Here is a 26,322-nt window from a genome sequence, read left to right as displayed (position 1 = left end):
CCGCGTGCGAGCCGCACCTCGCTACGCGACTTGCGCGTCCTCGTCGATCCAGTCGATGTCGCCGCACAGCACGCGCTGCGCGTCGCCGACGCGCACGGCCACCGACAGCGTCACGCACGGCTGCGCCTCGTTGATCGACAGGTACGGCCGCGTGACCTGCACGCGCCCCGGTTCGGCGATCGCCGAGCGGAAATACGGCCGGCGCAGCCAGTTCGCGCCCTGCGCGTCGGCCAGCGGCGAAAAGCGCGCCTCGGCCAGCGCGCGATCGGCGCGCAGCACGACGTTGCGGCCCGACTGCCGGCCGTGCGCATCGAGCAGGAAGCAGCGCGCGGCCGCGTCGAGCGCGAGGAAGTTCCAGCACACCTCGTCGAGCGGCTCGCCGGCCTCGAGGCGCTCGGCGGCCCGTTCGAACGCGCGCAGGTACGGTGCGAGCCGCTGCGCGTCGCGCCGCTCGCGCGCTTCGGTCTGCTGACGATAGCGCTCGGTCAGCTCGCCGATGCAGCCGGTCGCGGTCGCGCTGTCGGGCAGCCCCGGCGCCGGGCGGCCGAAGTAGTAGCCCTGCACGAAGTCGGCCTCGCACGACAGCGCGATCTGCGCTTCGTGCTCGGTCTCGATCCCTTCGACGAGCACGAGCTTGCCGGCCTCGTGCAACAGCGTCACGAGCCCGTGCAGGATCGCGGTGAGCCCCGTACGGTGCGCCGCGTGCGACAGCATGATCCGGTCGAGCTTCACGATGTCCGGGTTCAATTGCCAGATCCGCTCGAGATTCGAGTGGCCCGCGCCGAAATCGTCGAGCGCGATCAGGAAGCCGTGCGTGCGGAACTCGCGCACGGCCTCCGCGAGCCGCTCGACGTCGTCCGCGCGCTGTTCGAGCACTTCGAGCACGATGCGCCGCGGCGGCATGCCGAGCCGCTTCAGGTTCGCGAGCAGCGCGGCCGCCTGGAACGGATCGGTGAGCACGCCCGGGTGGACGTTGAGAAACAGCCACTCGCGCTCGGCGCCGAGCAGCGCGAAGTTCTCCAGATGCAGCGCCTGCGCGAGCCGGTCGAGTTGCAGCAGTTCGCCCTGGCGCGCGGCTTCGCCGAACACGTCGAGCGGCGACACGGCGCGGTCGAGCGCATCGTGCGCGCGCAGCAGCGCCTCGTAGCCGACCGCGCGCTGGTGCGACAGGCTGAATATCGGCTGGAACACGGTCGTGAGCGTCAGGTCGCGGTGCTGCGTCGCGAGCCGTTCGAAGCCGGAGCTCATCTCCCGCTCGAACCGGTACGGCGACGCGGCGGCCGGACGCTCCTGTTGCGCGATCGTCATGCCTTCCTCCTGGTGGTGCAGTCGAACGCGACGTCCGGCGTCATGGACGACGACCGGGACGGCGCGCGCAATGTCATGGTTGGACCCTCGGTTGCCCGGCACGTGCCGGGCGGCTGCCCACCTTCAAGCAAGCTCCGTGCAAGGCGTGCGGAACCCATGCGCCGCATGGCCGCGCCGCGCCGCCGCACCATCGTGGCGCACCATCCGCGCACCGTTTCCGTGCGCACGCACCGGCCGCTCGAACGCATCCGTTACGTCGGCACGCTACACTCCGTACGATCGTTTCATTCCCCGCATCCGCCGTCTCGATGGAAATCGTCTTCACCGTCCTCATTCTGCTGCTGACCGTCGCGCTGTCCGGCGCCGTCACGCGCATCCTCCCGTTGCAACTGCCGCTGCCGCTGATGCAGATCGCGTTCGGCGCGATGCTCGCGTGGCCGAAGCTGAACCTGCACGTCACGTTCGACCCCGAGATCTTCATGCTGCTGTTCATCCCGCCGCTGCTGTTCGCGGACGGCTGGCGGATTCCGAAGCGCGAGCTTTACCTGCAGCGCCGCGCGATCCTGATGCTCGCGTTCGGGCTCGTGTTCATGACGGTACTCGCGGTCGGCTACTTCGCACACTGGCTGATTCCCGAGTTGCCGCTGCCGATCGCGTTCGCGCTCGCGGCCGTGCTGTCGCCGACCGACGCGGTCGCGCTGTCGGGCATCGCCGGCAAGGGTCGCATTCCACCGCAACTGATGCACATTCTCGAAGGCGAGGCGCTGATGAACGACGCGTCGGGCCTCGTCGCGCTGAAGTTCGCGATCGCGGCCGCGCTGACGGGCGTGTTCTCGCTGCGCGCCGCGTCGGTCACGTTCGTGATCGTCGCGGCCGGCGGGCTCGCGACGGGGGCGATCGTCGCGTGGTTGTTCAGCGCGCTGTCGACGCGCTTCCTGAACGCCGAGCAGGAAGGCGACCCGGCGCCCGGCATCGTGATGACGCTGCTGGTGCCGTTCGCGGCCTACCTGTTCGCCGAGCATCTCGACCTGTCGGGCGTGCTCGCGGCCGTGTCGGCCGGGATGATGATGAACTACACGAGCTTCTCCCGCAAAAGCACCGTCGCGTCGCGCGTGCGTGCCGAAAGCACGTGGGCGATGATCGAGTTCGTGTTCAACGGCATGGTGTTCATCATGCTCGGGCTGCAGTTGCCGCACATCATCGGCCGCGCGCTCGTCGACGCGCACCACACGAGCGACGTGCTGGTCGGCCGCATGATCTTCAACGTGGGCGCGATGATGCTCGCGCTGTACGCGATCCGCTTCCTGTGGGTGTGGCTGCTGCGCTGGTTCGCGAGCCGCCGCGCCGCGCGTCGCGGCCTCGCCGGCACGATGGCCGGCGTGCGCACGATCGCGGTGATGACGGTGGGCGGCGTGCGCGGCGCGGTCACGCTCGCCGGCGTGCTGTCGATCCCGGTCGCGCTGTCCGACGGCGCACCGCTACCGGGCCGCGACACCGCGATCTTCATCGCGTCGTCCGTGATCCTCGGCTCGCTGATCGTCGCGGTGATCGGCCTGCCGCTGCTGCTGCGCGGCGTGCGCTCGTCGCGCAACCCGCTCGGCGACGAGGAGCGCATCGCTCGCTCGGCCGCCGCGCAGGCCGCGATCCGCGCGATCGATTCGTCGCACGACGCGATCTCGGCCGAGCTCGACGAATCGGGCGCGGCCCGCTGCGCCGACATCTCCGCACGCGTGATGGACCAATATCGCCGCCGGCTCGCCGCGCTCGCCGACGACGGCCCCACGCCGCGCGCGGAAGCGAAGCAGGCCGAAACGATGGAATTGCAGATGCGGATCGCGGCCGTGCGCGCGGAACGCTCGGCGCTGTACCGGCTGCGCAGCGACAGCAAGATTTCCGACGAAACGCTGACGAAGCTGCTTCGCGAGATCGACCTGTCGGAAACCGCGCTGTCGACGCGCAAAAAAGGCATTCTTTGAAGGATCGACCGCGGCCGGCGCGCAGCCGCCGACGGGCATAAAAAAACGGCGACGCACCCGCGTCGCCGTTTTCACGTCCACTCACGCTCGCGTCACTTCGCGACGACGACCGGAATCCCCTTCAGCATCCCCGCGCCCTTCATCTCGTCGAGCGCATGCTGCACGGCCGCGCTCGTCGCCGCGTCGATGCCGAGCTGCAACGCGAGCTCGCGTTCCGCGCGCTTCACGCCGGCCAGATTGCGCACCTTCACGTGGCCGAAGCCGCGCACGCGGGCGTGCAGGTCGGCCAGTTGCACGACCTGCGTGGCATTGCCGGGGGTCATCGCGGCGAACGCACGCGTGAGCGTGGTCTCGTAGTCGTCGGCCAGCGCGCGCTCCATCTTCCGCTCGACCGTGCGGCCGAACGGATCGAGCCACGTGCCGCGCACGCCGCGCACGCGCGCCAGCATGCCGAGCACCGGCCACATCCACTGGCCGAACACGCGCTTCTTCGGCGTGCTGCCGTCGCTGCCGGCCTTCGCGACCGCGGGCGGCGCCAGGTTGAACTTCACGCGGTACGTCTGGCCCGGCACGCCTTCGAACTGCGCTTCGAGCGCCGTGCGGAACGCGTCGTCCGCGTACAGCCGCGCGACTTCGTATTCGTCCTTCACCGCGAGCAGCCGGTAGAACGTCGTCGCGACCGCGCGCGTCAGCGTGTCGTCGCCCTTCGCCTGCGCCGCGTTCACCAGCGCGCGGTAGCGCTCGACGTAGCGCGCGCCGCCGTACGCGTCGAGACGCGCTTCGCGATCGGCGATCAGCTCGGCGAGCGTCTCCGGCGCGGCGTGCGCGGCCACCGCATGACGCGCGTTCCACAGCGCGTCGAGACCGGCCGCATCGCCGGCCGCCATCCGGCCGATCGAGAACGCGAGCTTGTTCATCGGCACCGCGACGTTGTTCAGCTCGATCGCGCGCATCATCGCGGCGAGCGACACCGGCACGAGGCCGAGCTGCCACGCGTAGCCGAGCATCAGGATGTTCGCGCCGATCGAGTCGCCGAGGAACTTCGCGGCGAGCGCCTGCGCGTCGCAGCTCGACAGGTAGCCGTCGCCGGCCGCGTGATGCATCTTCTCGAGCAGCGCGTCCGCATGCAGGTTCGCGTCGGGGTTCTGCACGAACGATGCATTCGGGATCCGGTGCGTGTTGACGACGATCCGCGTGCGCGCGTGGCGCACCGTCTGCAGCGCCTCCGCGCTCGCCCCGACGACCATGTCGCACGCGAGCAGCACGTCGGCCTGCTGCGTGTCGATGCGCACCTGGTTCAGCCAGCGGTCGCTCGACGCGATCCGCACGAACGACAGCACCGAGCCGCCCTTCTGCGCGAAGCCCATGAAGTCGAGCACCGATGCGCTCTTGCCTTCGAGGTGCGCGGCCATGCTGATCAGCGCGCCGACCGTCACGACGCCGGTGCCGCCGACGCCCGTCACGAGCATGTCGAACGGCGCCGCGTCGAGGTGCGTCGCCGGCACCGGCAGCGCGTCGACGCGTGCGGCGAGCGCCGCTTCGTCGAACGCGGCGCCGGCCGCCTTCTTCAGCGCCGCGCCCTCGACCGTCACGAAACTCGGGCAGAAACCGTTCACGCACGAATAGTCCTTGTTGCACGACGACTGGTCGATGCGGCGCTTGCGGCCGAGCGGCGTCTCGAGCGGCTCGACCGACAGGCAGTTCGACTGCACGCCGCAGTCGCCGCAGCCTTCGCACACCGCGTCGTTGATGAACAGGCGCTTGTCCGGGTCGGGGAATTCGCCTTTCTTGCGGCGGCGGCGCTTCTCGGCCGCGCAGGTCTGGTCGTAGATCAGCACGGTGACGCCCGGCGTCTCGCGCAATTCGCGCTGCACCGTATCGAGTTCGCTGCGGTGATGGAACGTCGTGCCGGTCGGGAATTGCCCGTGATGACCGTCGTACTTCTCCGGCTCGTCGGACACGACGACGAAGCGCGACACGCCTTCGGCCTCGACCTGCCGCGCGATCTGCGGCACCGAGATGCTGCCGTCGACCGGCTGGCCGCCCGTCATCGCGACCGCGTCGTTGTAGAGGATCTTGTACGTGATGTTCGCCTTCGCGGCGACGGCCTGGCGGATCGCGAGGATGCCCGAGTGGAAGTAGGTGCCGTCGCCGAGGTTCTGGAACACGTGCTTCGTGTGGGTGAACATCGCGTGCGCGGCCCAATCGACGCCCTCGCCGCCCATCTGGATCAGGCCGGTGGTATCGCGCTCCATCCACGACGCCATGAAGTGGCAGCCGATGCCGGCCTGCGCGATCGAGCCTTCGGGCACCTTCGTCGACGTGTTGTGCGGGCAGCCCGAGCAGAAGTACGGCGTGCGCTTCACCGCGTCGGCCTCGTTCGACAGGATCCGCGGCGCAACGAGATCGACGACGCGCTCGCGCCGGTCGAGCGCCGGCTTGTGCTGCGCGAGCCAGTCGGCGAACACCGGCAGGATGCGCGACGGACGCAGTTCGCCGAGCTCGGACAGCAGGCACGCGCCGGCGGCGTCGTGCTTGCCGAGCACGCGCGGGCGCGCGCCTTCGGTGCGGTTGTACAGGTGGTCCTTGATCTGCTGTTCGATGACCGGGCCCTTCTCCTCGATCACGAGCACTTCGGCGAGCCCGTCGACGAAGGTCTCGATGCGCGTCATTTCGAGCGGATACGACAGGCCGACCTTGTAGATCCGCACGCCGGCCGCGTCGAGATCGGCCACCGTCAGGTCGAGCCGGCGCAGCGCTTCCATCAGGTCGAGGTGCGCCTTGCCGCAGGTGACGATGCCGACGTTCGCGTGCGTGCTCGGCGCGATCCACTTGTCGATGCTGTTGGCGCGCGCGAAATGGCGGACCGCGTCGAGCTTCGCCGCGAGGCGTGCCTCGATCGTCAGGCTCGGCAGGTCGGGCCAGCGATTGTGCAAGCCGCCCGCCGGCGGCGTGAAGCCTTCCGGCGCCGGCCAGCGCGTCTGCAACGCATCGAGGTCGACGGTGGAGCCCGACTCGACCGTTTCCGAAATCGCCTTGAAGCCGACCCATGCGCCCGAATAGCGTGACAGCGCCCAGCCGTACAGGCCGAATTCGAGCATGTCGGCGATGTTCGACGGGTTCACGACCGGCATGTGCCACGCCATCATCGCGAAGTCGCTCTGGTGCGGCATCGACGACGACACGCAGCCATGGTCGTCGCCCGCGACGACCAGCACGCCGCCATGCGGCGACGAACCGTATGCGTTGCCGTGCTTGAGCGCGTCGCCCGCGCGATCGACGCCCGGCCCCTTGCCGTACCACATCGCATACACGCCGTCGACCGTGCGCTCGGGGTCGGCCTCGACCCGCTGCGTGCCGAGCACGGCCGTGCCGCCGAGTTCCTCGTTGATCGCCGGCAGGAAGCGCACGCCGCTGGCGTCGAGCAGTTTCTTCGCCTTCCACAACTGCTGGTCGACCATGCCGAGCGGCGAGCCGCGATAGCCGCTGACGAAGCCGGCCGTGTCGAGGCCCTGTTCGGTATCGACCGTGCGCTGCATCAACAGCAGGCGGATCAGCGCCTGCGTGCCGGTCAGGAAGATCCGGCCGCGCGTCGCGGTCAGGTTGTCGGTCAGGCGGTAGTCGGACAGGGCAGGCGTGCCGTCGACGGGCAGGCGGGCGGTCATGGGGGGAAGTCTCCGGATAGTGCTGTTCTGGGCCGTGCGCGGCGGGGCGCCGGGTGACGCATGAGTGCGGCAGCGAATGGCTCTATTTTTTCGCGCGCGGCCGAGAATGTTTTTCCTCATCTTGCTCGGACCGGTGCACGGCGAGAAAAACCGCGCAGGTTTTTGCCGGGATTTGAGAGAGTTTTCGCGCGGGGTGGCGGGTGGCGGTCGGGGGTTGGGCGGGATGGGGGAGCGCTTGCGTCGACATCGCGGGTGACGAGCGGGACGCCGGCCGCGGGCCCGGCGGCGCTCGCTCGGGGCCCGTGCGACAAGGGTTTGGGCCGGGAAACGACGGCGCGCTCACCGATGGAATGCACAGCGTTTGGAGTGAGTGAGGGCGCGGGATGTCCACAATGCCGGGACTGTCGGCCGAGCGGGTGATCGCGCTCACCGTTCGATCGCACAGGGTTTCGAGTCGCGTCGGGCGCCGGATGTCCACACCTCGATCTGTCCGCCGCTCATGCGGACGGCGACGCTCACCGTCGAAATCCACAGCGCGACGAGTCGATGCCGGCAGGAGATATCCACACCGCCGGATGCCTGCGTCGCCGCCGCGACGTTGGCGCTCAGCTCCCTGATGCACAGGCGCGCGAGTCGGCTCGGCGGCAGGATATCCACATGTCCGTCCCTTCGTGCGTGCTGTTGGGTAGTCGAACGAGAGGTCGGTACGGGTGTGGATATCACCCACCCGCAGACACTCAAAGCCCTGTGAATTTCGACGGTGAGTGATGGCACGCGCTCGAACGACGGTGCCGATTCGGGGGTGGGCAGCCCGATCCGCGACGACTCCAGACGCTGTGAATCCCAATGGTGAGCATCGACAGCGCACAAACAACGGCGCCGATTCAGGCGTGGATTGCCCGATCCGCGACGACTCTAAACACTGTGAATTTCAACGGTGAGCAACGGCGCGCGTTCGAACAAGGGTGCCAATTCGAGCGTGGACCGCCCGCTCCACGACGACTCCAAACACTGTGAATTTCAACGGTGAGCAACGGCACGCGCTCGAACAAGGGTGCCAATTCGAGCGTGGACCGCCCGATCCACGACAACTCTGAACACTGTGAATTTCAATGGTGAGCAGCGGCACGCGCTCGAACAAGGGTACCCATTCGGATGTGGACAGATCGCCCCGAGACGACCCTGAACACTGTGAATTTCGGTGGTGAGTGACGGCAAACGATTAGACGAGTGCGCCGGCTCGGGTGCGAATCGCTCGACCCTGCGACGACACCGAACACTGTGAGTTCCAGCGGTGAGCGAGGCGCGACGATCCAACCAGGGTGCCGATCCGAGTGTGGACAACCGCGCCCGAGGCCAGTCGAGACGCTGTGAAATTCAACGGTGAGCATGGGCGTCCGGTCGCACGAAGGCGGCGCCTCGGCGCGAACAGCCGCGCCCCCCGCCCACGCTGCGCTCCGTGGACCGGGATCCGCGCAGACGCGGCCGCGCCGCATGCACGCGCCCCCTCACCGCTGAAATACACAGCAGGTCGACTGGCTTCGGCGACCGGCTATCCGCATCGGTGCACGAACTCAAACGGAACGCGCGATCGCATGTCCGGTTAGAATGCGCAACCGCTCGAAGCGGTGCCGAAGATCACGAACGGACACGCCATTCGGTCGCCCCTCCGACGCTCACCATTGAAATACACAGCGCTGCGACTGAATTCGGCCACGAGATATCCACACCGCGATACGCATCCAGATCTATCGCCGACCCGCGCGTGCCGTTAGAATGCGCGGCGCCCCCGCATTCCCGCGCGACGCGCGCTCGACGCCCGGAAATCCGCACCAGGCAAGCCTCACCCGCAATCGGTCGCCGACACTCACCCTTCAAAAGCACAGCATTTTTCGTCGTTCAGGGCGCGGTTGTCCACACCCTGCATCGCGCTCACCGATGGAAAGCACAGCGTGGCGAGTGATTCGGGACCGGGATATCCACAACCGACGCCGCGCAGGAATGTGCGGCCAGCGCATCGGCAACGTCGGCTCATGCGTCTGCCCTCGATCGGTGTCGAATGCCGGGAAGTCCCGCCAATGCTGGCTCCAGCCATACACTCACCGTTCGCATCCACAGCGTTCAGAGTGGTCGGCGGGCCGGTTGTCCACATTCACCTCCCCGCTGAAGAGGCCGTCAGCCACCGTCACTTGGTAATCGATCGAATGATCTGCGCCGGATTTCCACCGAGCAGCGTAGCCGGCGGAACCTCCCGCGTCACGACCGAACCCGCGCCGACCACGGCGTTCTCGCCGACCGTCGCGCCGACGCCGATCGTCGCACCGGTCCGTTCGCATGTCGTCCGGCCGGGCTGGCCGGCGTAAGCTTCGGCGCTACTTCGACGGCAAGTCGGATACGGCGTTGCGCAGTTGCTCAACGCGTGCGCCGTTGAGTGCCGCGACACAGGCCAAGCGCCCCATCTCGTGGGCGTTACCCGCTCCACCGCCGCTCAGCGAAGCGGAGAATTCACATTGAGCCGCGCGATACTTTGCGAATTCCTTGTTCGATGCCGCCAAAGCCAGATAGACGCCAGAAAAAGGTCGCAAAAGGTCAACAGCCGTTTATCCGGTAGCGGTACCCAAGCGGCGGCGCGCGCTCCCTGCCTCGAACCGGCGATGGCCGAGAAATTCGCCGGCGCGTCGGGCAACCCCGTCGCGTTCGGTTGGGGGCAGCATCGCACGCGTGCAGCGCGCTTGCTGCACGCTCGACGTGCAACGGGGCGGCGCCCGGCCAACGTCGATCACGCCTGTGCGCCCGGCCCCGGCGCACCCGCGTCGATCACCACGCCCGGCGAACCGCGCTCGTCGGTATCGGCGTCGATCGGCACGACGTCGTGAAAATGCGTGTAATCGATGTGCGTGATGCCGTCCTGGTCGTGCATCAGGTCGACGTAGCGGTGATGCCAGCGGATGTCGCCATGCACCCACACATGGCGCGCCTGCATGACCTGGGCGGTCGTCTCGTCCGATCCCTCGATCGTGATCAGCAATTGCGCGTCGCGCGCGGCGAGCGACTCGGGCGTCTCGCCGAACAGCGCGCTCGACTCGTCGATCACGTGCATCAGGTTCCAGCCGAGCAGGAAGATCGGATGCTCATTGCGCACGAGCGGCAGGTCGTGAATCTTGCGCAGCGAGTAGCCCTCGTGCGTGCCTTCGACGCGCATCAGCCGCAGTTTCGCCTGCGCCTCGGCAATCACGTTCTGGCGGGCATTCGCGGCGCGCACCATCAGCGTCATCCGGCCGTTCAGCGGCCGCACGATCGCGTGGCGCGCGAACAGGATCTTCGCTTGCGGCCGAGAAAACCGCGCGAACACGAGCCCCGTGGCCAGCGCGATGCTCGACATCCCGACGAAGATCTCGAACGTCGCGACGAGGTGCGCATAAACGGTCTGCGGATGCATGTCGCCGTAGCCCACGGTCGCGAGCGTCTCGACGCTGAAGAAGAACGCGCCGCCGAAGCCGGCCGGCGACTGGTTCGCGATCGGCGCCTGGCCGAGCAGGTAGAGCGCCGCGAAGCCGCTGTTGAGCAGCAGGAACAGCACCGCGAGCGACAGGAAGAACACGGGCCAGCTCACCGTCAGCGCGCGGTGATAGAAGTCGCGCCAGCCGAGCGGCGGCATCCCGTACGCGATCACCGGGCGGGTGCCCGACCAGATCTTGCGGCCACGGCCGCGGGAGGCTGGGGAGGACGAATCGACGTTCATCGCGCGGCGCCGGTTGCAGGAAGGCGATGAGCGTAGCACGCGCGGCGGCGGCCGGGAATGCGGACCGGTTCGGCACGGCAATCCGCCGCGCCGCCATAAAAAAACCGGCCGCCCATGCGGCCGGCTGCGTCGTCATGCGAGCCCGCGCGTGGCGCGCGCCGCGCTCACTTGCGGTCGACGATTACCTGGTCGAACGTGCCGCCGTCGGCGAAATGGGTCTTCTGCGCGTTCGCCCAGCTGCCGAAAACCTGCTCGACGCTGAACGTCTTCAGCGCCTTGAACTCGGCCGCATGCTTCTGCAGCACGGTCGCGTCGCGCGGGCGCAGATGATGCTGCGCGATGATCTCCTGCGCTTGCGGCGTGTACAGGTAGTCGAGATACGCCTGCGCGACCTTGCGCGTGCCTTTCTTGTCGACCACCTTGTCGACGACGGCGACGGGCGGCTCCGCGAGGATGCTCGCCGACGGATACACGGCGTCGAACTGCGCGCCCGACGCGCCCGTGTCCATCAGCGCGACCTCGTTCTCGAACGTGACGAGCACGTCGCCGATGCCGCGCTGCGTGAACGTTGTCGTCGCGCCGCGGCCGCCCGAGTCGAGCACCGGCACATTGCGGAAGATCGCCTTCTCGAAGTCGAGCGCCTGCTGGTCGGTCGCGCCCTTCTGCTTCTGGAAGCCCCACGCGGCGAGATACGCGTAGCGGCCGTTGCCCGACGTCTTCGGGTTCGCGATGATCACCTGCACGCCCGGCTTCGCGAGATCGCTCCAGTCCTTGATCGCCTTCGGGTTGCCCTTGCGCACGAGGAACACCATCGTCGTCGAGTACGGCGAGCTGTTGTCCGGGAAGCGCGCGCGCCAGTCCTTCGGCAGCAGTTGGCCGCGCTCGGCGAGCAGGTCGATGTCATTCGGCTGGTTCATCGTCACGACGTCGGCCTGCAGCCCTTGCAGCACCGACAGCGCCTGCGCGCTCGACGCGCCGTGCGACTGCTTGATCGTGACCGTCTCGCCCGTCTTCTGCTTGTAGGCGGCGGCAAAGCTCGCGTTGATGTCCTTGTACAGCTCGCGCGTCACGTCGTACGACACGTTCAGGATCGACGTGTCCGCGTGCGCGGCGGTCGCCGCCACGACCAGCGCCGCCGTCGCGCCCGTGTGCAGCCAGCGGCCGATCCCCTTGATGCTTGCCATCGTGATATGCCCCGTTTCCAGTGGTGGTGAATATGCGTGACCGTACGCGTACGTGCTGTCATCGAAACGTAAGCGGGCATTCTAGCGGCCGGCAGCAGCGCGCCTTCCAATCAGTCGTGGAAAGCAAATCTCGAATTCTGCTAAACGGCGGCCGCGGCTCGCGCGCGCCGCCGCTCCGGTGTTAAGATCGCCGCTCAGCCCATTCACGGTTCATCCATGTCCGCTACCCTGCGCTCGCCCTCGATCCTCGCCGCCGTCGCGGCAGGTGCGCGCGCGGCCGGGCTGAAACTGAAAAAACGACTCCTCGACTGACGGGGACGTCGCGTCCCGTCAGGCGAATGCCGGACGGGATGCCCGCAGGTCGTTTCTTTCTCCTTGCATGCACGCCTCGCTCCGGCACGCCGCCGGCGGAACGGTTCCTTCCCACTCCGTTTCCACCATGAGGCTTTGCATGAACACACGTTTCGAAGGTATCTGGCTGCCGATCATCACGCCGTTCCACCGCGGCGAGGTCGACCATGCGGCGCTCGCGCGGCTCGCGCGCCACTATGCGGGCGCCGGCATCGCGGGTTTCGTCGCGGGGGCGACGACCGGTGAAGGCGTGCTGCTCGACGCGCGCGAACAGGACGCGGTGTTCGCGACGCTGCGCGACGCGGCGCCCGGGCTGCCGATCGTCGTCGGGCTGACCGCGAGCGCGACGCACTTCGCGGCCGCCCGCGCGCGCGAACTCGCGGCGCTGCGCCCCGACGGGCTGCTCGTCACGCCGCCCGTCTACGTGCGGCCGACGCAGGACGGCATCCGCGGCCATGTCGAAGCGATCGTCGACGCGGCCGACCTGCCGGTGCTCGTCTACAACATCCCGTACCGCACGGGCGTGAACGTCGAACTGGACACGCTGCAGGCGCTCGCGCGCGACTCGCGCGTCGCCGGCATCAAGGAATGCGGCGGCACGCTCGACCGGATGAGCCGGCTCGTGCACGACACGCCGCTCGCGATCCTGTCCGGCGACGACAACCAGAACTTCGCGGCGATGAGCGCGGGCGCGCACGGCGCGATCGCGAGCAGCGCGCACGTGCTGCCCGAATGGCACGTGCGGATTCACGCGTGGCTGCGCGACGGGCGGCGCGCCGACGCGCGGCGCCTGTCGGTCGCGCTGCAGCCGCTCGTCGCGGCGCTGTTCGCGGAACCGAACCCGGCGCCGGTGAAGGCCGTGCTCGCCGCGCAAGGATGGTGCGAGGACGGGTTGCGGCTGCCGTTCGTGCCGGCGAGCGAGGGATTGCGGGCGCGACTGGCAGCCATTTCCGCGGAACTGCATGAAATCGAGCCGGACATCGCCGTCGCATGAACCGCAACGCTACGTGACGTGCAGGCGACCGATGGATCGCGCACCGACAGATTGCTTCAAACTGTCAAAACGAGAGACAGGTCATACCGTGCAAGATGAGCGTCGGCCGTCACGAGCTGAAGCGGCTCGAGCCGCGCCTGGGCAACCAGCAAACGATCGAAGGGATCACGATGGTGATGCGGCAAATCGCGGACCGCGGCCCCATGCGCCGCCCGAACCGGCAGTTCGCGGATCCCGCTCGGCCCGATCGCCCGCATCAGCTCGCCGACGTCGATATCGAGCTTGCCCAGTCCGGCCTTGATGGCAGCCTCCCAGATACTTGCGCTGCTGACGAAACGCTCGTCGGCGGCCGAGATCACGCTGCGCGCTTGGGCGCTGAGCTTGGGGTCATTCGTCACGATCCACAAAAATATGTGCGTATCGAGCAACAGCCGCATCAGCGCCCTTCGAATGCATCCAGCAAGTCATCGGGCAGCGGGGCATCGAAGTCGTCCGCGATCCACGCCTGCCCTTGCAGGACACCGAACCGAACGGGCGGATTGACGGGCACGGGGCAATCGGCTGACGGCCCGTCGTCGCGGATCGAGGCTTCCGCCCTTTGCGCCGGATCGACCGCGCTGGCGCCCGGTGTATTTGCGTTTTGCATGATGACCTCCGTTTCAAGTGATCATCACTGTAGTCAGGTTTGCCCGATCGATCCATTCGGCCGATCGGCAGAGGGACGACCGAACCGCGGCCCGCGACGGCAATCGAGCGTTTCATCACGCCGCCACCGCCTCCTGCGTCGCCCCCCGCACCGCCTGCGTGACGATCCGCGCGAGCCGATCGACCGTCGGCGTCGCCGACGACGTACGCCGCAGCAGGATCAGCGGCAGGCTCGGCAGCGCCGGCAGCCCGCACGACGCCGCATCGAGCCCGCGCACCGACGCGGGCAGCCCGTAATGCGAGCGCACCGTGAGCCCGAGGCCGGCCGCCGCGGCCGCCCATAGCCCGGCCAGGCTCGGCGTCGTGAACGCGACGCGCCACGGCACGCCCGCGCGGTCCAGCGCATCGGTCGCCGCGCCGAAGAACCGGCACGGCCGGTCGAACACGACGAGCGGCAACGGCTCGCCCGCCGCGCGCACGGCGCGATCGCGCGTTTCGTCGCCGCCGCTCGCGCCGCCCCGCGCGCCCGCGTCCCCGCCTCCATCCGGCACGCCGAGACCACCGCCCGCCGCCGCGCCGATCCACTGCATCGGCACGTGCGCGATCGCTTCGCTGTCGATCCCCGCCCGCGACACGAGCGCCGCCGACGCCGGATCGCCCCATACGAGCGCCAGATCGAGCTGGTTCGCATCGAGCCGGTCGAGCAGATCGGCGTTGCGCGCCACGCGCGCCTCGATCTTCACCTTCGGATGCGCGCGCGCGAAGCGCCCGAGCACGTCGGGCAGGATCGCTTCACCGAAATCCTCCTGCAACCCGACCCGTACCCAGCCGTCGAGATTCACGCCGCGCACGGCCGCGGCCGCCTCGTCGTTCAGCTCGATCATCCGCCGCGCGTAGCGCAGCATCGCGTCGCCGGCGTCGGTCAGCGCGAGCCCGCGCCCGGCCTTCACGAACAGCGGCGTGCCGGCCTGCTCCTCGAGCTTGCGGATCTGCGCGCTCACCGCCGACGACGAGCGCGCGACGCGATCGGCCGCCTTCGCGAAACTGCCGAGATCCACGCCCGCGACGAGGCTGCGCAACGCCGCGACGTCGAAGTTGGGCCGCGCGAGTGCGGCATCGGCGCCCGCGACGGCCTCGCCGCCATCGCGCGAAGTGTCTTGTCCGGCCATCTCAACCATCCTGATTTATCGAACGATTCATCAAAAACTTTCCGATTTTCAGGATGAATGTAGGGCGCCAGACTGTGGACGTCAACTTCGAACCGGGCCTGCCGTCATGGATACCTCGTGCATCGCTTCCCCCTCTTCGCCTGCCCGCGACGGGCGCGGGCCGGCCCATCGCTGGCGCGTGCTGGCCGCCGGCGTCGCCGCGAACATGAGCTTTTCGGCCGCCGCGGCCGGCATCCCGACCACGGCCGTCTGGATGCGCGCCGCGTATCACCTCGACAACGGCGCGCTCGGCCTCGTGCTCGGCGCACTCGGCTTCGGCGTCGCGCTGTCCGAGCTGCCGTGGGGAATCGCCGCCGACCGCTTCGGCGACCGCCGCGTGCTGCTGACCGGGCTCGTCGCGACGGCCGCGATGCTCGCGCTGATGATGTGCACGATCGCGCCGACCGCGCACGCGGTGCCGCCGCTGATGCGGGTCGCCGCGGCCATGGGCTGCGTCGGCCTGCTCGGCGGCAGCGTGAACGGGTCGAGCGGACGTGCGGTGATGCGCTGGTTCGGCGAGCGCGAGCGCGGGCTCGCGATGAGCATCCGCCAGACGGCCGTGCCGCTCGGCGGCGGCCTCGGCGCGGCGCTGCTGCCGTCGCTTGCGTCGCATGCGGGCTTCGCCGCGGTATACGGCGCGCTGATGCTGCTGTGCGCCGGCTCGGCCGCGTTGACGTGGCGCTGGCTGCACGAGCCGCCCGATGCGCCGGCTGCGACGCCCGTCACCGCAGGCCGTCCCCTCGCGCCGCCATCGCCGGCCGCACCGATGCGCAGCCCGCTCGCGAGCGGCCGCGTGTGGCGCATCGTGCTCGGCATCGGCGCGCTGTGCGCCCCGCAGTTCGCGGTGCTTACGTTCGCGACCGTGTTCCTGCACGATTTCGGCCGGCTCGGCCTCGCCGGCATCAGCGCGGCAATGGTCGCGCTGCAGGTCGGCGCAATGGTGATGCGCGTGTGGAGCGGCCGCCATACCGACCGGTACGGCAACCGGCGTGCGTACCTGCGCGGGTCGGTGTGCGTCGCGGCCGGATCGTTCGCGCTGCTCGCGGCCGCGACGGCCGGCAGCCCGCACGTGCCGCTCGCGGCCATCGTCGCGATTCTCGTGTTCGCGGGCATCTGCGTATCGGCGTGGCACGGCGTCGCGTACACCGAGCTCGCAACGCTCGCGGGTGCGAACCACGCCGGCACCGCGCTCGGGATGGCGAATACGGTCGTGTATCTCGGTCTGTTCGCGACGCCGCTCGCGATTCCGCCGCTGCTGGCCGTCAGTTCGTGGAGCGTGGTGTGGCTCGCGACCGCGCTGATCGCCGCCGCGACCTACCCGCTGTTCGCGCGATAGCGGGCCGACGCGGCAACGTTCGCGGCAGCGTGCGCGAGACGGTCAGAACTTGTACACGGCCGACAGCATCGCCGAACGGCCGTCGCCGAACTCGACGGCCGACGATCGCGACTCGCTTCCCAACACCTGCCGCACGCGCTCGACATACGCGCGGTCGAACACGTTATCGATATTCAGCTGGAAACGCAGCCGGCGGTTCACTTCGTAGCCGGCCATCAGGTTGTGCACCCAATACGCGCCGAGCTGGCTGCCGCCTTCGGACGTCACGTTGCGCCGGCCGACGAAGTGCGAGCCGTAGCCGATCGTCCAGCCTGCCGGCAGCCGATAGGTCGTCCACAGGTTGAGCGCGTGCCGCGGCGTGTTGCCGAGTGCCTGCCCATCGCGGCGCGGCGTGGCCGGCGAACTGAGCGTGACGCTCGCCAGGTACGTGTAATTCGCGAACACGTCCCACTGCGGCGTCACCTTGCCGGCCGCGCCGAGCTCGATGCCGCGCACGCGCTGCCGGCCCACGAGCGCGTAGCTGCCGTCGGCCATGCGCTCGCGCGCGTTTTTCTTCTCGGTCTGGAACAGCGCGCCGTTCAGCGCGATGCCGGCCAGCCCTTCCCATTTCGTGCCGAGCTCGAAGCTCTCGTTTTTCTCGGGCGCGAGCGACTCGGTCGCCGCGTTGAGGCCCGAGCCGTTGCTCACGAGAAATTCGGCGGACGGATTGAACGACGTGCCATACGAGAAATACACGCGGCCGTTGTCCGTCGGCTTGAACACGAGCCCCGCGCGCGTGCTCAGATGGCGGTCGCTGTTCGCCGCGCGCTCGGTCGGCTTGCCGGCCGGCGTGCTTTCGGCCCAGCCGTCGATCCAGTCGTGCCGCAGCCCGACGTCGATGTCCCAGTAGCGGCCGAGCGAGAGCGTGTCGAACGCGTACAGCGCCTTCACGATGAGCTCGGTATCGCTGCGCGCGCTGTTCTCGCGCTTCGCGGGGCCGAGCCACACGCCGGGCGGCGCGGTGAGCGCGAAACCGTTGGCCGGATAGAAACGGTTGAGCCCGTAGGAATACGTGGTGCGACCGTACGTTTCCCGCGAAATTTCGAAGCCCGTGACGAGCGTGTGCCCGATGCCGAACGTCGCGAATTCGCTCGTGACGTTGGTCTGGTTCGCCCACATCGCCGTCGACGCATCGCGGCCGTAGCCCTGCGGCCCGGCCGGCTTGTAGCGCCCCGGTGGCAGCCCCTGCAGATTCGCGTGCGACGCGGACACCACCGTATCGCGATTCAGGTGCGTGTAGCGGCTCAGGTTCTGCACCTTCAGGTGCGGCGACACGTCGTGCTCGGCCTTGACGGTGAACGTGTCGGACATGATGCGTTCGCGATCGAGATTGCGCCAGCCGAAGTAGCTGTCGCGCGACACGCCGGCCAGCACCTGCCCGTCGCGCGCGGGCAGCCCGTAATCGGGCAGGTTGTTGTCGTACTGATGGAAATAGCCGAGCGTGACGCGCGTCGGCGTGCCGAGGCCGAACGCGAGCGACGGCGCGACGCCCCAGCGCCGCTTGCGAATGTCGTCGCGGCCCGGCACGTCGTTGATGTGCGCCATCGCGTTCAGGCGGAACGCCGCCTTGCCGTCGGCGCCGGGCAGCGGCTGGTTCGTATCGAGCGTCACGCGGCGGTAGTCGGACGTGCCGAGCACCGCGCCGGCTTCGGTCAACGCGCCGGCCTTCGGCGTCTTGCTGACCAGGTTCACCGAGCCGCCCGTGGTGCCGGCGCCGCCGAACACCGAGTTCGGCCCCTTGATCACCTCCACCGCGTCGATGTTGAACAGGTCGCTGCGATTGTTCTGCGCGCTGTCGCGCAGCCCGTCGAGCTGCATGTTCGCGTTCGCGCCGAAACCGCGGATATTGAAACTGTCGCCCGAGCCCCCGCCGCCCTCGCCGGCGTTGAACGTGATGCCGGCGACGTTCGACAGCGCTTCGCGCAGGCTCAGCGCCTGCTGTTCGTCCAGCACCGCGCGCGGCACGACGGTGATCGTCTGCGGCACGTCGAGCAGCGGCGTCGCATATTTGGCCGAGCCCGACCGATCGACGCGCGAGCCTGCGTCGTGCGCGCCGCGAACGAAGATCGGATCGAGGTGCGGCGCCTGCCCCGGCTCGCCTTCTTCCGCACACGCCGGCGCGGCCGCACAGGCGATCATCGCGAACGCGACGGACGCGGTCGCGCGACGCGGCGGCGTCGCGCTCGACAAAATGCAACTGCTCATGCTCACTCCATTCCATTGATGAGAATAATTCTCATTTAAATGGAATGGCGTCGACGCCGCAATTGGACACGTCCGAACTTCGCGGTCCGAACGAACGCGCGACCGAAACGCCGGAGCAGCGCGTCGCGCGTCGGCCGCTCAGGTCGCTTGCGCGGCCTCGCGCGCCAGCGCGCGCCGCGCGGCCGGCCGTTCGGCCTCGCGCTGCGCATGCGCGGTCCATGCGGGATGCCGCGTCATGTCGAGCCCGATCGCGACGCCCCAGCGATACAGCACGAGCAGGAACGGATCGACGATCGAATGCGCGCCCGGCTCGGCCCACGTGCGGCCGTCGGCCAGCAGGGCTTCGATCGACGCGTTCGCGGCCTCGATCGTGCTGCGCCCATGCGCGCTGATCGCGCCGTGCAGCGCCGGATCGTCGATGAAACGGCCCGGCCGCCACAGCGCGCCGTAGCCGACGCCGTGCACCCAGCCGACCAGCCAGGCGAGCCATTCGTGGCAGCGCGCCTCGCGCAGCGGATCGTCGAGCGGCAGCAATTGCGCGTCCGGATAGCGGCGCGCGAGATACGTGAGGATCGCCGGCGTTTCCGTCAGCACGCGCGGCTCGCCCGGAATCGCGAGCACGGGCACGCGCGCCTTCGCGTTGATCGCGAGGTAGCGCGCTTCGAGGTTCTGCCGCTGTTTCACGGAGACGATCTCGACGTCGAACGGCGCGCCGGTTTCCTCCAGCGCGATGTGAGCGGCGAGCGAGCAGGCGCCCGGCGAAAGATAGAGACGATAGGCGTTCATGGCGGTGGGGCCCGACGGGGCTGTGGAAGACGGAACCGAGTGTAGGAACGCATGCCGGCGCGCGGCAAACGATGAATTGTCGTGCTCGAGCATTAGTGTTACTAATACCCACATGCGACGCATCCATCTCCCTCCGCTGCAGACGTTGCGCGCGTTCGAAGCCGCCGTGCGGCTGCAGAGCTTCACGCGCGCGGCGGACGAGCTCGCGCTCACGCAAGGCGCGGTCAGCCAGCACATCCGCGCGCTCGAGGCGCAGCTCGGCTATCCGCTGTTCACGCGCGAACGCAACGGCGCGACGCCGACGCACGCCGCGCACGCGCTCGCGCTGCAGGTACGCCAGGGTCTGAGCGTGCTCGAACGCGCGTTCGAGCCGGCGCTGGCGGCGCGCCGCCGCCCGCGCACCTGCGACGCGACGCTGAACGTGAGCGTGCTGCCGAGCGTCGCCGAGCGCTGGCTCGCGCCGCGCCTGCCGCGTTTCTCGGCCGCGCATCCGCATATCTCGATCGTGCTGCATCCGGACGTGGCGCTCGCGCCGCTGCGCAAGCGCGACCGCATCGACGTCGCGCTGCGCTACGGGCCCGGCACGTGGCCCGGTGTGGTCGCCGAGAAGCTGATGAACGAGACGATCTTTCCGGTCGCGAGCCCCGCGTACCGCAATCGCGACGGCGTCGCCCCGCGCGCGCCGGCCGATCTCGTGCGCGCGACGCTGCTGCGCCATCCCGCGCAACCGTGGGAACCGTGGTTCCAGGCCGCGCGGCTCGACCTTACCGAATCCGCGCGCGCACCGCGCTTCACCGATGCGAACGCGCTGATCGCCGCGGCGCTGCAAGGCCGCGGCGTCGCGCTCGCGCGCCGCTCGCTGATCGAGCCCGAACTCGCGCGCGGCACGCTCGTGCGTGTGTCGAGCGTGCGCATCACCGACGTGTATGCGCACTACGTCGTGTGGCGCCCCGGTCATCCCCGCGAAGCGGCGATCCGCACGTGGCTCGACTGGCTGCGCAGCGAAGTGCGGCGCAGGACGCCGCGGCGCTGACGCCGGCGCTCACGCGCGCACCGGCATCGCCACCTTGTCGAGCGTGATCGGCAGATCGCGCACGCGCACGCCGGTCGCGTGATAGACCGCGTTGGCGATCGCGGCCGGCACGCCGGTGATCCCGATCTCGCCGATGCCGCGAATGCCGAGCGGATTGAAATGCGTGTCGCTTTCGTCGACGAAGCTCACGTCGAGCTCGCCGATGTCCGCGTTGACGGGCACGTGGTATTCGGCGAGATTCGCGTTCGTGAAGCGGCCGTGCCGCACGTCGAGATGCGAGCCTTCCTCGAGCGCGGTGCCGAGCCCCCACACCATCCCGCCGATCAACTGGCTGCGCGCGGTCTTCGCGTTGAGCAGGCTGCCGACGCTGTAGACGCCGACGATGCGCGGTACGCGAATCGTGCCGAGCTCGGCGTCCACGTGCACTTCGGCAAACACCGCGCCGAACGAATGGGACGCATAGCGCGACTTCTCGTCGCCGGGCTTCGCCGTCGCCTGCGCGTCGATCGGCTGGCCGCCCGCCCGCGCGATCACCGCCGCGGCCGGATCGCGCCGCGACGGCTCGCCGCGATGCACGACCCAGCCGTTGTCGACCGTCACGTCGTCGGCCGCGGCGCCGTGCAGCGGCGAGCCGGGATCGGCGATCGCCAGCGCGATCAGCTTCGCACGCGCCTGCAGCGCGGCCTCGCGCACGGCGGGCGCTACGCTCGCGGCCGACTGCGAGCCGCCCGATACCGGCGCGCGCGGCAGGCTGGAATCGCCGAGCGCGAAGCGCACGTTCCGCGGCGCGAAACCGAGCGCGTCGGCCGCGACCTGCGTCATCACCGTGTAGGTGCCGGTGCCGATGTCCTGCGTGCCCGACGCGACTTCGGCCGTGCCGTCCGGCAGGATGCGCGCACGCGCGGACGCTTCGCTGCGGTTCGCCGGATACGTGGCGGCCGCCATCCCGAGGCCGATCAGCGTGTCGCCGTCGCGCATCGTGCGCGGCGTATCAGTGCGCCTCGACCAGCCGAAGCGCCGCGCGCCGACCTCGTAGCACGCGCGCAGCTCGTTGCTCGACCACGGCTTGCCGTCCTGCGGATCGACCTCCGCGTAGTTCGCAAGCCGCAGCGCGACCGGGTCCATGCCGAGTTGCCATGCGAGCTCGTCCATCGCCGATTCCAGCGCGAACGAGCCGGACGCCTCGCCGGGTGCGCGCATGAACGTGGGCGTACCGACGTTCAGCGACACGATCCGGTGCGTGGTCGCGTGGTTCGGCACCGCGTACATGATCCGCGACGGCATCCCGCACATCTCCATCCAGTCCTCGAACGTCGACGTGGTGGCGATCGTGTCGTGGCGCATCGCGGTCAGTTTGCCGTCGCGACGGGCGGCCAGCACGACGCGCTGTTCGGTGAACGGCCGCCCGCCGACCGGGCCGAACATCTGCGGCCGCGTCAGCGCTAGCCGGACCGGGCGCCCCACCTGCTTCGCCGCCATCGCGCACAACGACACGTGCGACCACGACGAACCCTTGCAGCCGAAGCCGCCGCCGAGGAACGGCGAAATCACGCGCACGTGTTCCGGCGCGATGCCGAACACGGCGGCCACGGCCGTGCTCGCGCCCGACACGCCTTGCGTCGCATCGTGCAGCGTGAGCGTCGGGCCGTCCCAGCGTGCCATCGTCGCGTGCGGCTCGATCGGGTTGTGGTGCTGCATCGGCGTCGTATAGGTTGCGTCGACGCGCACCGCGCCTTCGCGCAAGCCGGCATCGACGTCGCCGCGCTGCGTGTCCATCGCGCGGCCCTGCTGCTTCGGCGGCACGCGCGCGCCGCGCTTCGCGTGCGCGAAATCCACCACGGCATCGCCCGCGCGATAGCGCACCTGCACGGCATGCGCGGCGTCGGTCGCCTGCTCGAGCGTTTCGGCCACGACGACCGCGACGGGTTCGTTGCTGTAGCGCACCGTGTCGTCCTGCAACAGCGTGAGCCGGCGCCCCGCGGGCGGCGACAGCGGCGGCCGGCCGCCGTTGGGCAGCCGCATCGCGTTCTCGTGCGTGATCACGAGCAGCACGCCGGGCATCGTGCGCGCACGCGCCGTGTCGATCGACTCGATGCGGCCGGATGCGATGGTGCTCGTCACGAGCACCGCGTGCGCGAGCCGCACATCGGGGAACTCGGCCGCGTAGTGCGCGCCGCCCGTCACTTTCAGTACGCCGTCGACGCGGTCGAGCGGCTGTCCGGTCAGCGTGTTCATGCGGCACCTCCGGTCGGTCCGGCGGCGGTCTTCACCGCACGCACGATCGCCCGCTGCGCGAGCGCGATCTTGAAGCCGTTGCCGTCGAGCGGCGTGGCGTCGCGCAGCGCGAGCGCGGCCGCTTCATTCAGCGCGGCATCGCTCAACGCGTGCCCGGCGAGATGCTGCTCCGCGGCCGTCGCGCGCAACGGCTTGTGCGCGACGCCGCCGAGCGCGATCCGCGCATCGGCGATGCGCGGGCCGTCCATCCGCAGCGCGGCCGCGACCGACACCAGCGCGAACGCGTAGCTCGCGCGGTCCCGCACTTTCAGATAGTGCGCATGGTCGGCGAAGCGCGGCGGCGGCAAGTCCACCGCGGTGATCAGCTCGCCCGGTTCGAGCGTCGTGTCGAGATCGGGACGATCGCCCGGCAAGCGGTGGAACGACGCGATCGGAATCTGCCGCGCGCCCCGCGGGCCGCTCACCTGCACGACGGCGTCGAGCGCGGCGAGCGCGACGCTCATGTCCGACGGGTTCACCGCCACGCACTGCGGGCTCGCGCCGAGGATCGCGTGCATCCGGTTGTGGCCGCCGATCGCCGCGCAGCCGCTGCCCGGCTCGCGCTTGTTGCACTGCGCGAACGCGGGATCGTAGAAATACGGGCAGCGCGTGCGCTGCATCAGGTTGCCGCCGACGGTCGCCATGTTGCGCAATTGCGCGGACGCGCCGGCGAGCAGCGCCTGCGACAGCAGCGGATAGTCGGCGCGCAGGCGCGGATGATCGGCCGCATCGCTGTTGCGCACGAGCGCGCCGATGCGCACGCCGCCGCCGGGCAGCGCATCGACCGCGTCGAGGCCGGCGATGCGCGTGATGTCGATGAGCGCGGCGGGCCGCGCGACGCCGCCCTTCATCAGGTCGAGCAGGTTCGTGCCGCCGCCGATGAAGGCCGCGCCGGGCCGCTGCGCCGCGCGCACGGCGCCGGCGACGTCCATCGCGCGTTCGTAGGAGATCGCTTCCATTGCGGTGCCCTCCGTCGGCTAGCCATGCGCCGCATGCGCGGCGCGCACGGCGGCGACGATGTTCGGGTACGCGCCGCAGCGGCACAGGTTGCCGCTCATGCGCTCGCGGATCTCGTCGTCCGACAGATGCGCGGGGCGGCGCCGCACGTCGTCGGTGGCGGCGCTGCCGGCGCCCGCCGCGAACTCGTCGAGCAGCGCGGTCGCCGAGCAGAGCTGGCCGGACGTGCAATAGCCGCACTGGAACGCATCGTGTTCGACGAACGCGCGCTGCACCGGGCTCAGCTCGCCGCCGCGCGCCAGCCCTTCGACGGTCGTGATCCGCTCGCCTTCGTGCATCACCGCGAGCGTCAGGCATGCGTTGATGCGCCGCCCATCGACGAGCACCGTGCACGCGCCGCACTGCCCGCGATCGCAGCCCTTCTTCGTGCCCGTGAGGCCGGCGTATTCGCGCAGCGCGTCGAGCAGCGTGACGCGCGGTTCGAGCTGCAGCGTGTACGCCCGCCCGTTGATGTCGAGATGCACGGGCCGCGCCGGCACCGAATCGCGGCGGGGCGCGGCAGGTGCGGCTGCCGCGTGCGGCGGCTGCGGATGAACGTGCGAGGCGGCGCTGACGGTCGCGGCAGCCGCCGCGGATTGCAGGAAGCGGCGCCGCGCGGCGCTGGGCGGCGTATCGTGCGGCGACGGCGGCGCCGCTGACTGGCCGGGCCCGCGCGGCGCCGGGGCGGCGTCGCGCGCCGGCTCGGCGGACGGAGAATCGGATCGATCGCTGGACATGGCTTCTGCTCGCTCCATGGTTGATGGACGCGGATGTGCCGCCCGCGCCCGGAGGGCGGCGCGGTCGGCACGCGCATCGCGCAAAGAGCAATTCCGGTGCCGCGAAACGGGGGAGCAGCGCCCATGTGCAATGCCGGCCCCGCCTCGTGGCGCGCACCGGGCGGCAAACGGGTCGGGTCGTCGCTGACTGCGCGTCCATGACGCCACGCTGGCGCACGGCTGGCCGTTCGCTGACGAAGCGGCAATAACGCCCGGATTTTTCGACGTGACCGGCAACGCATCGGTCACAAATTGCCGGCCGCATGTGCCGTGCCGCGCATGGCGTCCGCGTCGCCACGGCCGGGCCGCGGCGTTGCGCGCCGTGTAAATGCGCGCAGCATCCGCGTTCGCTGGAAAATTCCGCCATGCGTGCCGCGGCCGATTACCGCGAAGGCATCCGGTCAGCGTGACGAAAACATGTCGCGATGCCGCCGGAATCGCAAACGATTCACCGAAACGTCGCATCGCGGCGGCATACTCGAAAACGTTTCCCGATCAGCCTTGCCAGGAGAGAAGTCATGCGTCGCGTTTTCGTCGCCGTCGTTCTGTGTGCCGCCGTGTTCGTCGCCGCCTGCAGCGACGACGCACCGCACGACGCCAACGCGACCGATGCCGCCGCGCCGCAGGCCGGCGCATCGAACGGCGCCGCCAGCGCGTTCAACAGCGGCGCGAACGCGAACGCCGCCGCGTCGGATGCCGCACCGCTCGCGCCGCCCGTCGTGCACTACCCGCCCGATGACGACGACGATGCGAAGCCCGCCACGAACGCGGCCGCGTCGAGCGCCGCCGCGTCGATGTCGGGCTGATCCCGCTGTCACCTGACAGGAGTCGGTACCGCTCGGGGAGAGCGGTGCGCGCTCGCGTCGCGCCGCCACCGGCATGACGACACGGTGGATGGCGGCGTGAACGGCACGGTGCCGCGCCGCTTCGCGGGCCGTATCGAGCATGGCCGCGCCGCTGTTCGGCCCCGGCCGCCGTCAGGCCCGTTTCCGCGCCGTAGGCGCGACAGCCACCGCGCGGCCTGCACCGCGCGGCCTGCGCGTCAGACCGCGTGCGCGAGCGCGCGGTCGACGAGCGCGGCCTCGAAGCCGTCGTCCGCGTCGCGAAAGCGCAGCGGCGCCGCGCAATGCACGAGCGTGTCGATGAAGTATTTCGCGCGCGGCCACGGCCCGAAGCCGGCCGCCGTGTTGATGTGCCCGGCGTCGCCGAGGTTCACGAACGCGCTGCCCAGGCGCTGCGCGAGCGCGCGCGCATCGGCGAGCGGCATCCACGGATCGGTCTCGCTGCCGATCACGATCGACGGCACGGCGAGCCGGCGCGCGTCGAACGGCCCGGCAAACGTGAATTTCTTCGGGCTGGCCGGCGCGACGAACAGCACGCCCGCCACATCGCCCACGTGCGGCCACTGCGCGAGCGCATGCGCGGCCGCGAGGCAGCCGAAGCTGTGCGCGGCGAGCACGAACGGGCCGCGCTCGCGATCGAGCAGCGCGCGCACCGATTGCGCCCAGCCCGCGAGATCGGGCGCGTCCCAGTCGTGCTGCTCGACGCGCAACGAGCGCGGGAACTGCCGCTCGAGCCACGTCTGCCAGTGGGCGCCTTCGCTGCCGTGCAGGCCCGGAACGGTGACGAGCCGCGGCGGCCACGCCGATTTGCTGCATGCGCGCATGATTGCCCTCGCTTGCTTGAACACGAGGTTCGATTGTGGCGTCGGGTACGCGGCGACCGAACCAATATTTTGTGCTTTGCTTTTGCGCGGGGCGATGACCGCCGGCGGCCCGGCCACCGCGCGACGACGGCCCGCATC

20 protein-coding genes and 2 pseudogenes are annotated in these 26,322 nt (G+C 69.8%); 6 read left to right on the top strand and 16 right to left on the bottom strand.

Annotation, left to right across the window (positions count from 1 at the left end; genetic code table 11):
• Nucleotides 1-21: 21 nt before the first annotated feature.
• Entirely contained in the window at nt 22-1,308 is a 1,287-nt protein-coding gene (locus QZM15_RS25185; protein ID WP_059641320.1) for an EAL domain-containing protein, read from the bottom strand.
• Nucleotides 1,309-1,616: 308 nt separating this feature from the next.
• Here QZM15_RS25185 and QZM15_RS25180 point away from each other — a divergent pair, with 308 nt between their 5' ends.
• Nucleotides 1,617-3,284 (top strand): Na+/H+ antiporter, encoded by a 1,668-nt coding sequence (locus QZM15_RS25180; protein WP_060010340.1) that lies wholly within the window; start codon nt 1,617-1,619, stop codon nt 3,282-3,284.
• Between the two features lie 92 nt (nt 3,285-3,376).
• Here the strand turns inward: QZM15_RS25180 and QZM15_RS25175 are convergent, their stop codons facing one another.
• The 4 genes and pseudogenes from QZM15_RS25175 to QZM15_RS25160 form a co-directional block, all read right to left on the bottom strand.
• Nucleotides 3,377-6,949, bottom strand: coding sequence for an indolepyruvate ferredoxin oxidoreductase family protein (locus tag QZM15_RS25175; protein WP_302107467.1), 3,573 nt, complete (start codon nt 6,947-6,949; stop codon nt 3,377-3,379).
• A 426-nt stretch (nt 6,950-7,375) separates the two neighbouring features.
• Nucleotides 7,376-7,606, bottom strand: coding sequence for a hypothetical protein (locus tag QZM15_RS25170; RefSeq protein WP_124659232.1), 231 nt, complete (start codon nt 7,604-7,606; stop codon nt 7,376-7,378).
• Between the two features lie 1,528 nt (nt 7,607-9,134).
• Nucleotides 9,135-9,272: pseudogene (locus tag QZM15_RS25165) on the bottom strand (sugar O-acetyltransferase); the annotation flags it as partial.
• Nucleotides 9,273-9,321: 49 nt separating this feature from the next.
• The gene (locus QZM15_RS25160) at nt 9,322-9,504 is read right to left on the bottom strand and encodes a lysozyme inhibitor LprI family protein (protein WP_226225923.1); all 183 of its coding nucleotides are present in this window, start codon (nt 9,502-9,504) and stop codon (nt 9,322-9,324) included.
• Between the two features lie 81 nt (nt 9,505-9,585).
• Here QZM15_RS25160 and QZM15_RS25155 point away from each other — a divergent pair.
• Nucleotides 9,586-9,657, top strand: a pseudogene (locus QZM15_RS25155) (glutathione S-transferase); the annotation flags it as partial.
• 71 nt (nt 9,658-9,728) lie between these two features.
• Here QZM15_RS25155 and QZM15_RS25150 read toward each other — a convergent pair.
• Entirely contained in the window at nt 9,729-10,691 is a 963-nt protein-coding gene (locus QZM15_RS25150) for an ion channel (RefSeq protein WP_226225921.1), read from the bottom strand.
• Between the two features lie 164 nt (nt 10,692-10,855).
• Entirely contained in the window at nt 10,856-11,875 is a 1,020-nt protein-coding gene (locus QZM15_RS25145) for a sulfate ABC transporter substrate-binding protein (RefSeq protein ID WP_302107466.1), read from the bottom strand.
• 451 nt (nt 11,876-12,326) lie between these two features.
• Between QZM15_RS25145 and dapA the strand changes: the two genes are divergently transcribed.
• Nucleotides 12,327-13,220, top strand: coding sequence for a 4-hydroxy-tetrahydrodipicolinate synthase (dapA, locus tag QZM15_RS25140; RefSeq protein WP_302107465.1), 894 nt, complete (start codon nt 12,327-12,329; stop codon nt 13,218-13,220).
• Between the two features lie 56 nt (nt 13,221-13,276).
• On the opposite strand, the gene QZM15_RS25135 is transcribed toward dapA, so the two are convergent.
• The 3 genes from QZM15_RS25135 to QZM15_RS25125 all read right to left on the bottom strand — a co-directional run bounded on the left by QZM15_RS25135 (nt 13,277) and on the right by QZM15_RS25125 (nt 15,034).
• The gene (locus QZM15_RS25135; protein WP_302107464.1) at nt 13,277-13,657 is read right to left on the bottom strand and encodes a type II toxin-antitoxin system VapC family toxin; all 381 of its coding nucleotides are present in this window, start codon (nt 13,655-13,657) and stop codon (nt 13,277-13,279) included.
• Nucleotides 13,657-13,866 (bottom strand): hypothetical protein, encoded by a 210-nt coding sequence (locus QZM15_RS25130; RefSeq protein WP_059583180.1) that lies wholly within the window; start codon nt 13,864-13,866, stop codon nt 13,657-13,659. Before QZM15_RS25130 ends, QZM15_RS25135 begins: the two co-directional genes overlap by 1 nt.
• Before the next feature lie 115 nt (nt 13,867-13,981).
• Nucleotides 13,982-15,034: a LysR substrate-binding domain-containing protein gene (locus QZM15_RS25125; protein ID WP_302107463.1), complete on the bottom strand. Its 1,053-nt coding sequence runs from the start codon at nt 15,032-15,034 to the stop codon at nt 13,982-13,984.
• 106 nt (nt 15,035-15,140) lie between these two features.
• Here QZM15_RS25125 and QZM15_RS25120 point away from each other — a divergent pair, with 106 nt between their 5' ends.
• On the top strand, nt 15,141-16,409 hold the full coding sequence (locus QZM15_RS25120; protein ID WP_302107462.1) for an MFS transporter: 1,269 nt from the start codon (nt 15,141-15,143) through the stop codon (nt 16,407-16,409).
• Nucleotides 16,410-16,451: 42 nt separating this feature from the next.
• Here QZM15_RS25120 and QZM15_RS25115 read toward each other — a convergent pair whose 3' ends face one another.
• Complete coding sequence (locus QZM15_RS25115) at nt 16,452-18,653, bottom strand: TonB-dependent siderophore receptor (RefSeq protein ID WP_302107461.1); 2,202 nt, start codon at nt 18,651-18,653, stop codon at nt 16,452-16,454.
• 138 nt (nt 18,654-18,791) lie between these two features.
• Nucleotides 18,792-19,439, bottom strand: a complete 648-nt coding sequence (locus QZM15_RS25110; RefSeq protein WP_059641289.1) for a glutathione S-transferase family protein — start codon at nt 19,437-19,439, stop codon at nt 18,792-18,794.
• A gap of 112 nt (nt 19,440-19,551) precedes the next feature.
• On the opposite strand from QZM15_RS25110, the gene QZM15_RS25105 reads away from it, so the two are divergent.
• The gene (locus tag QZM15_RS25105; RefSeq protein ID WP_099316878.1) at nt 19,552-20,472 is read left to right on the top strand and encodes a LysR substrate-binding domain-containing protein; all 921 of its coding nucleotides are present in this window, start codon (nt 19,552-19,554) and stop codon (nt 20,470-20,472) included.
• Nucleotides 20,473-20,481: 9 nt separating this feature from the next.
• Here the strand turns inward: QZM15_RS25105 and QZM15_RS25100 are convergent, their stop codons facing one another.
• The 3 genes from QZM15_RS25100 to QZM15_RS25090 are packed head-to-tail and all read right to left on the bottom strand — an operon-like array spanning nt 20,482 to nt 24,479.
• Nucleotides 20,482-22,707 carry a xanthine dehydrogenase family protein molybdopterin-binding subunit gene (locus tag QZM15_RS25100; RefSeq protein ID WP_302107460.1) on the bottom strand — a complete coding sequence of 742 codons (2,226 nt, stop codon included), beginning with the start codon at nt 22,705-22,707 and terminating at the stop codon, nt 20,482-20,484.
• Nucleotides 22,704-23,705 carry a xanthine dehydrogenase family protein subunit M gene (locus tag QZM15_RS25095; RefSeq protein ID WP_099316880.1) on the bottom strand — a complete coding sequence of 334 codons (1,002 nt, stop codon included), beginning with the start codon at nt 23,703-23,705 and terminating at the stop codon, nt 22,704-22,706. The genes QZM15_RS25100 and QZM15_RS25095 overlap by 4 nt, the downstream gene beginning before the upstream one ends.
• An 18-nt stretch (nt 23,706-23,723) precedes the next feature.
• Nucleotides 23,724-24,479 carry a (2Fe-2S)-binding protein gene (locus QZM15_RS25090; RefSeq protein ID WP_059576466.1) on the bottom strand — a complete coding sequence of 252 codons (756 nt, stop codon included), beginning with the start codon at nt 24,477-24,479 and terminating at the stop codon, nt 23,724-23,726.
• 557 nt (nt 24,480-25,036) lie between these two features.
• On the opposite strand from QZM15_RS25090, the gene QZM15_RS25085 reads away from it, so the two are divergent.
• Nucleotides 25,037-25,324 carry a hypothetical protein gene (locus QZM15_RS25085; protein ID WP_302107459.1) on the top strand — a complete coding sequence of 96 codons (288 nt, stop codon included), beginning with the start codon at nt 25,037-25,039 and terminating at the stop codon, nt 25,322-25,324.
• Nucleotides 25,325-25,560: 236 nt separating this feature from the next.
• On the opposite strand, the gene QZM15_RS25080 is transcribed toward QZM15_RS25085, so the two are convergent.
• Nucleotides 25,561-26,184: an alpha/beta hydrolase gene (locus QZM15_RS25080; protein ID WP_012329348.1), complete on the bottom strand. Its 624-nt coding sequence runs from the start codon at nt 26,182-26,184 to the stop codon at nt 25,561-25,563.
• Between the last annotated feature and the right edge of the window lie 138 nt (nt 26,185-26,322).

Origin of the sequence: Burkholderia sp. AU44665 (assembly GCF_030504405.1) — a bacterium.
Lineage (GTDB): Bacteria > Pseudomonadota > Gammaproteobacteria > Burkholderiales > Burkholderiaceae > Burkholderia > Burkholderia semiarida.
This window is presented reverse-complemented; position numbering and strand designations above follow the sequence as displayed.

Excerpts from the sequence above, each read along its gene's own strand:
- QZM15_RS25185 (WP_059641320.1), bottom strand. The coding sequence starts at position 1,308 with ATGACGATCGCGCAACAGGAGCGTCCGGCCGCCGCGTCGCCGTACCGG.
- QZM15_RS25180 (WP_060010340.1), top strand. The coding sequence starts at position 1,617 with ATGGAAATCGTCTTCACCGTCCTCATTCTGCTGCTGACCGTCGCGCTG.
- QZM15_RS25175 (WP_302107467.1), bottom strand. The coding sequence starts at position 6,949 with ATGACCGCCCGCCTGCCCGTCGACGGCACGCCTGCCCTGTCCGACTAC.
- QZM15_RS25150 (WP_226225921.1), bottom strand. The coding sequence starts at position 10,691 with ATGAACGTCGATTCGTCCTCCCCAGCCTCCCGCGGCCGTGGCCGCAAG.
- QZM15_RS25145 (WP_302107466.1), bottom strand. The coding sequence starts at position 11,875 with ATGGCAAGCATCAAGGGGATCGGCCGCTGGCTGCACACGGGCGCGACG.
- dapA (WP_302107465.1), top strand. The coding sequence starts at position 12,327 with ATGAACACACGTTTCGAAGGTATCTGGCTGCCGATCATCACGCCGTTC.
- QZM15_RS25135 (WP_302107464.1), bottom strand. The coding sequence starts at position 13,657 with ATGCGGCTGTTGCTCGATACGCACATATTTTTGTGGATCGTGACGAAT.
- QZM15_RS25130 (WP_059583180.1), bottom strand. The coding sequence starts at position 13,866 with ATGCAAAACGCAAATACACCGGGCGCCAGCGCGGTCGATCCGGCGCAA.
- QZM15_RS25125 (WP_302107463.1), bottom strand. The coding sequence starts at position 15,034 with ATGGCCGGACAAGACACTTCGCGCGATGGCGGCGAGGCCGTCGCGGGC.
- QZM15_RS25120 (WP_302107462.1), top strand. The coding sequence starts at position 15,141 with ATGGATACCTCGTGCATCGCTTCCCCCTCTTCGCCTGCCCGCGACGGG.
- QZM15_RS25115 (WP_302107461.1), bottom strand. The coding sequence starts at position 18,653 with ATGAGCAGTTGCATTTTGTCGAGCGCGACGCCGCCGCGTCGCGCGACC.
- QZM15_RS25110 (WP_059641289.1), bottom strand. The coding sequence starts at position 19,439 with ATGAACGCCTATCGTCTCTATCTTTCGCCGGGCGCCTGCTCGCTCGCC.
- QZM15_RS25105 (WP_099316878.1), top strand. The coding sequence starts at position 19,552 with ATGCGACGCATCCATCTCCCTCCGCTGCAGACGTTGCGCGCGTTCGAA.
- QZM15_RS25100 (WP_302107460.1), bottom strand. The coding sequence starts at position 22,707 with ATGAACACGCTGACCGGACAGCCGCTCGACCGCGTCGACGGCGTACTG.
- QZM15_RS25095 (WP_099316880.1), bottom strand. The coding sequence starts at position 23,705 with ATGGAAGCGATCTCCTACGAACGCGCGATGGACGTCGCCGGCGCCGTG.
- QZM15_RS25090 (WP_059576466.1), bottom strand. The coding sequence starts at position 24,479 with ATGTCCAGCGATCGATCCGATTCTCCGTCCGCCGAGCCGGCGCGCGAC.
- QZM15_RS25085 (WP_302107459.1), top strand. The coding sequence starts at position 25,037 with ATGCGTCGCGTTTTCGTCGCCGTCGTTCTGTGTGCCGCCGTGTTCGTC.
- QZM15_RS25080 (WP_012329348.1), bottom strand. The coding sequence starts at position 26,184 with ATGCGCGCATGCAGCAAATCGGCGTGGCCGCCGCGGCTCGTCACCGTT.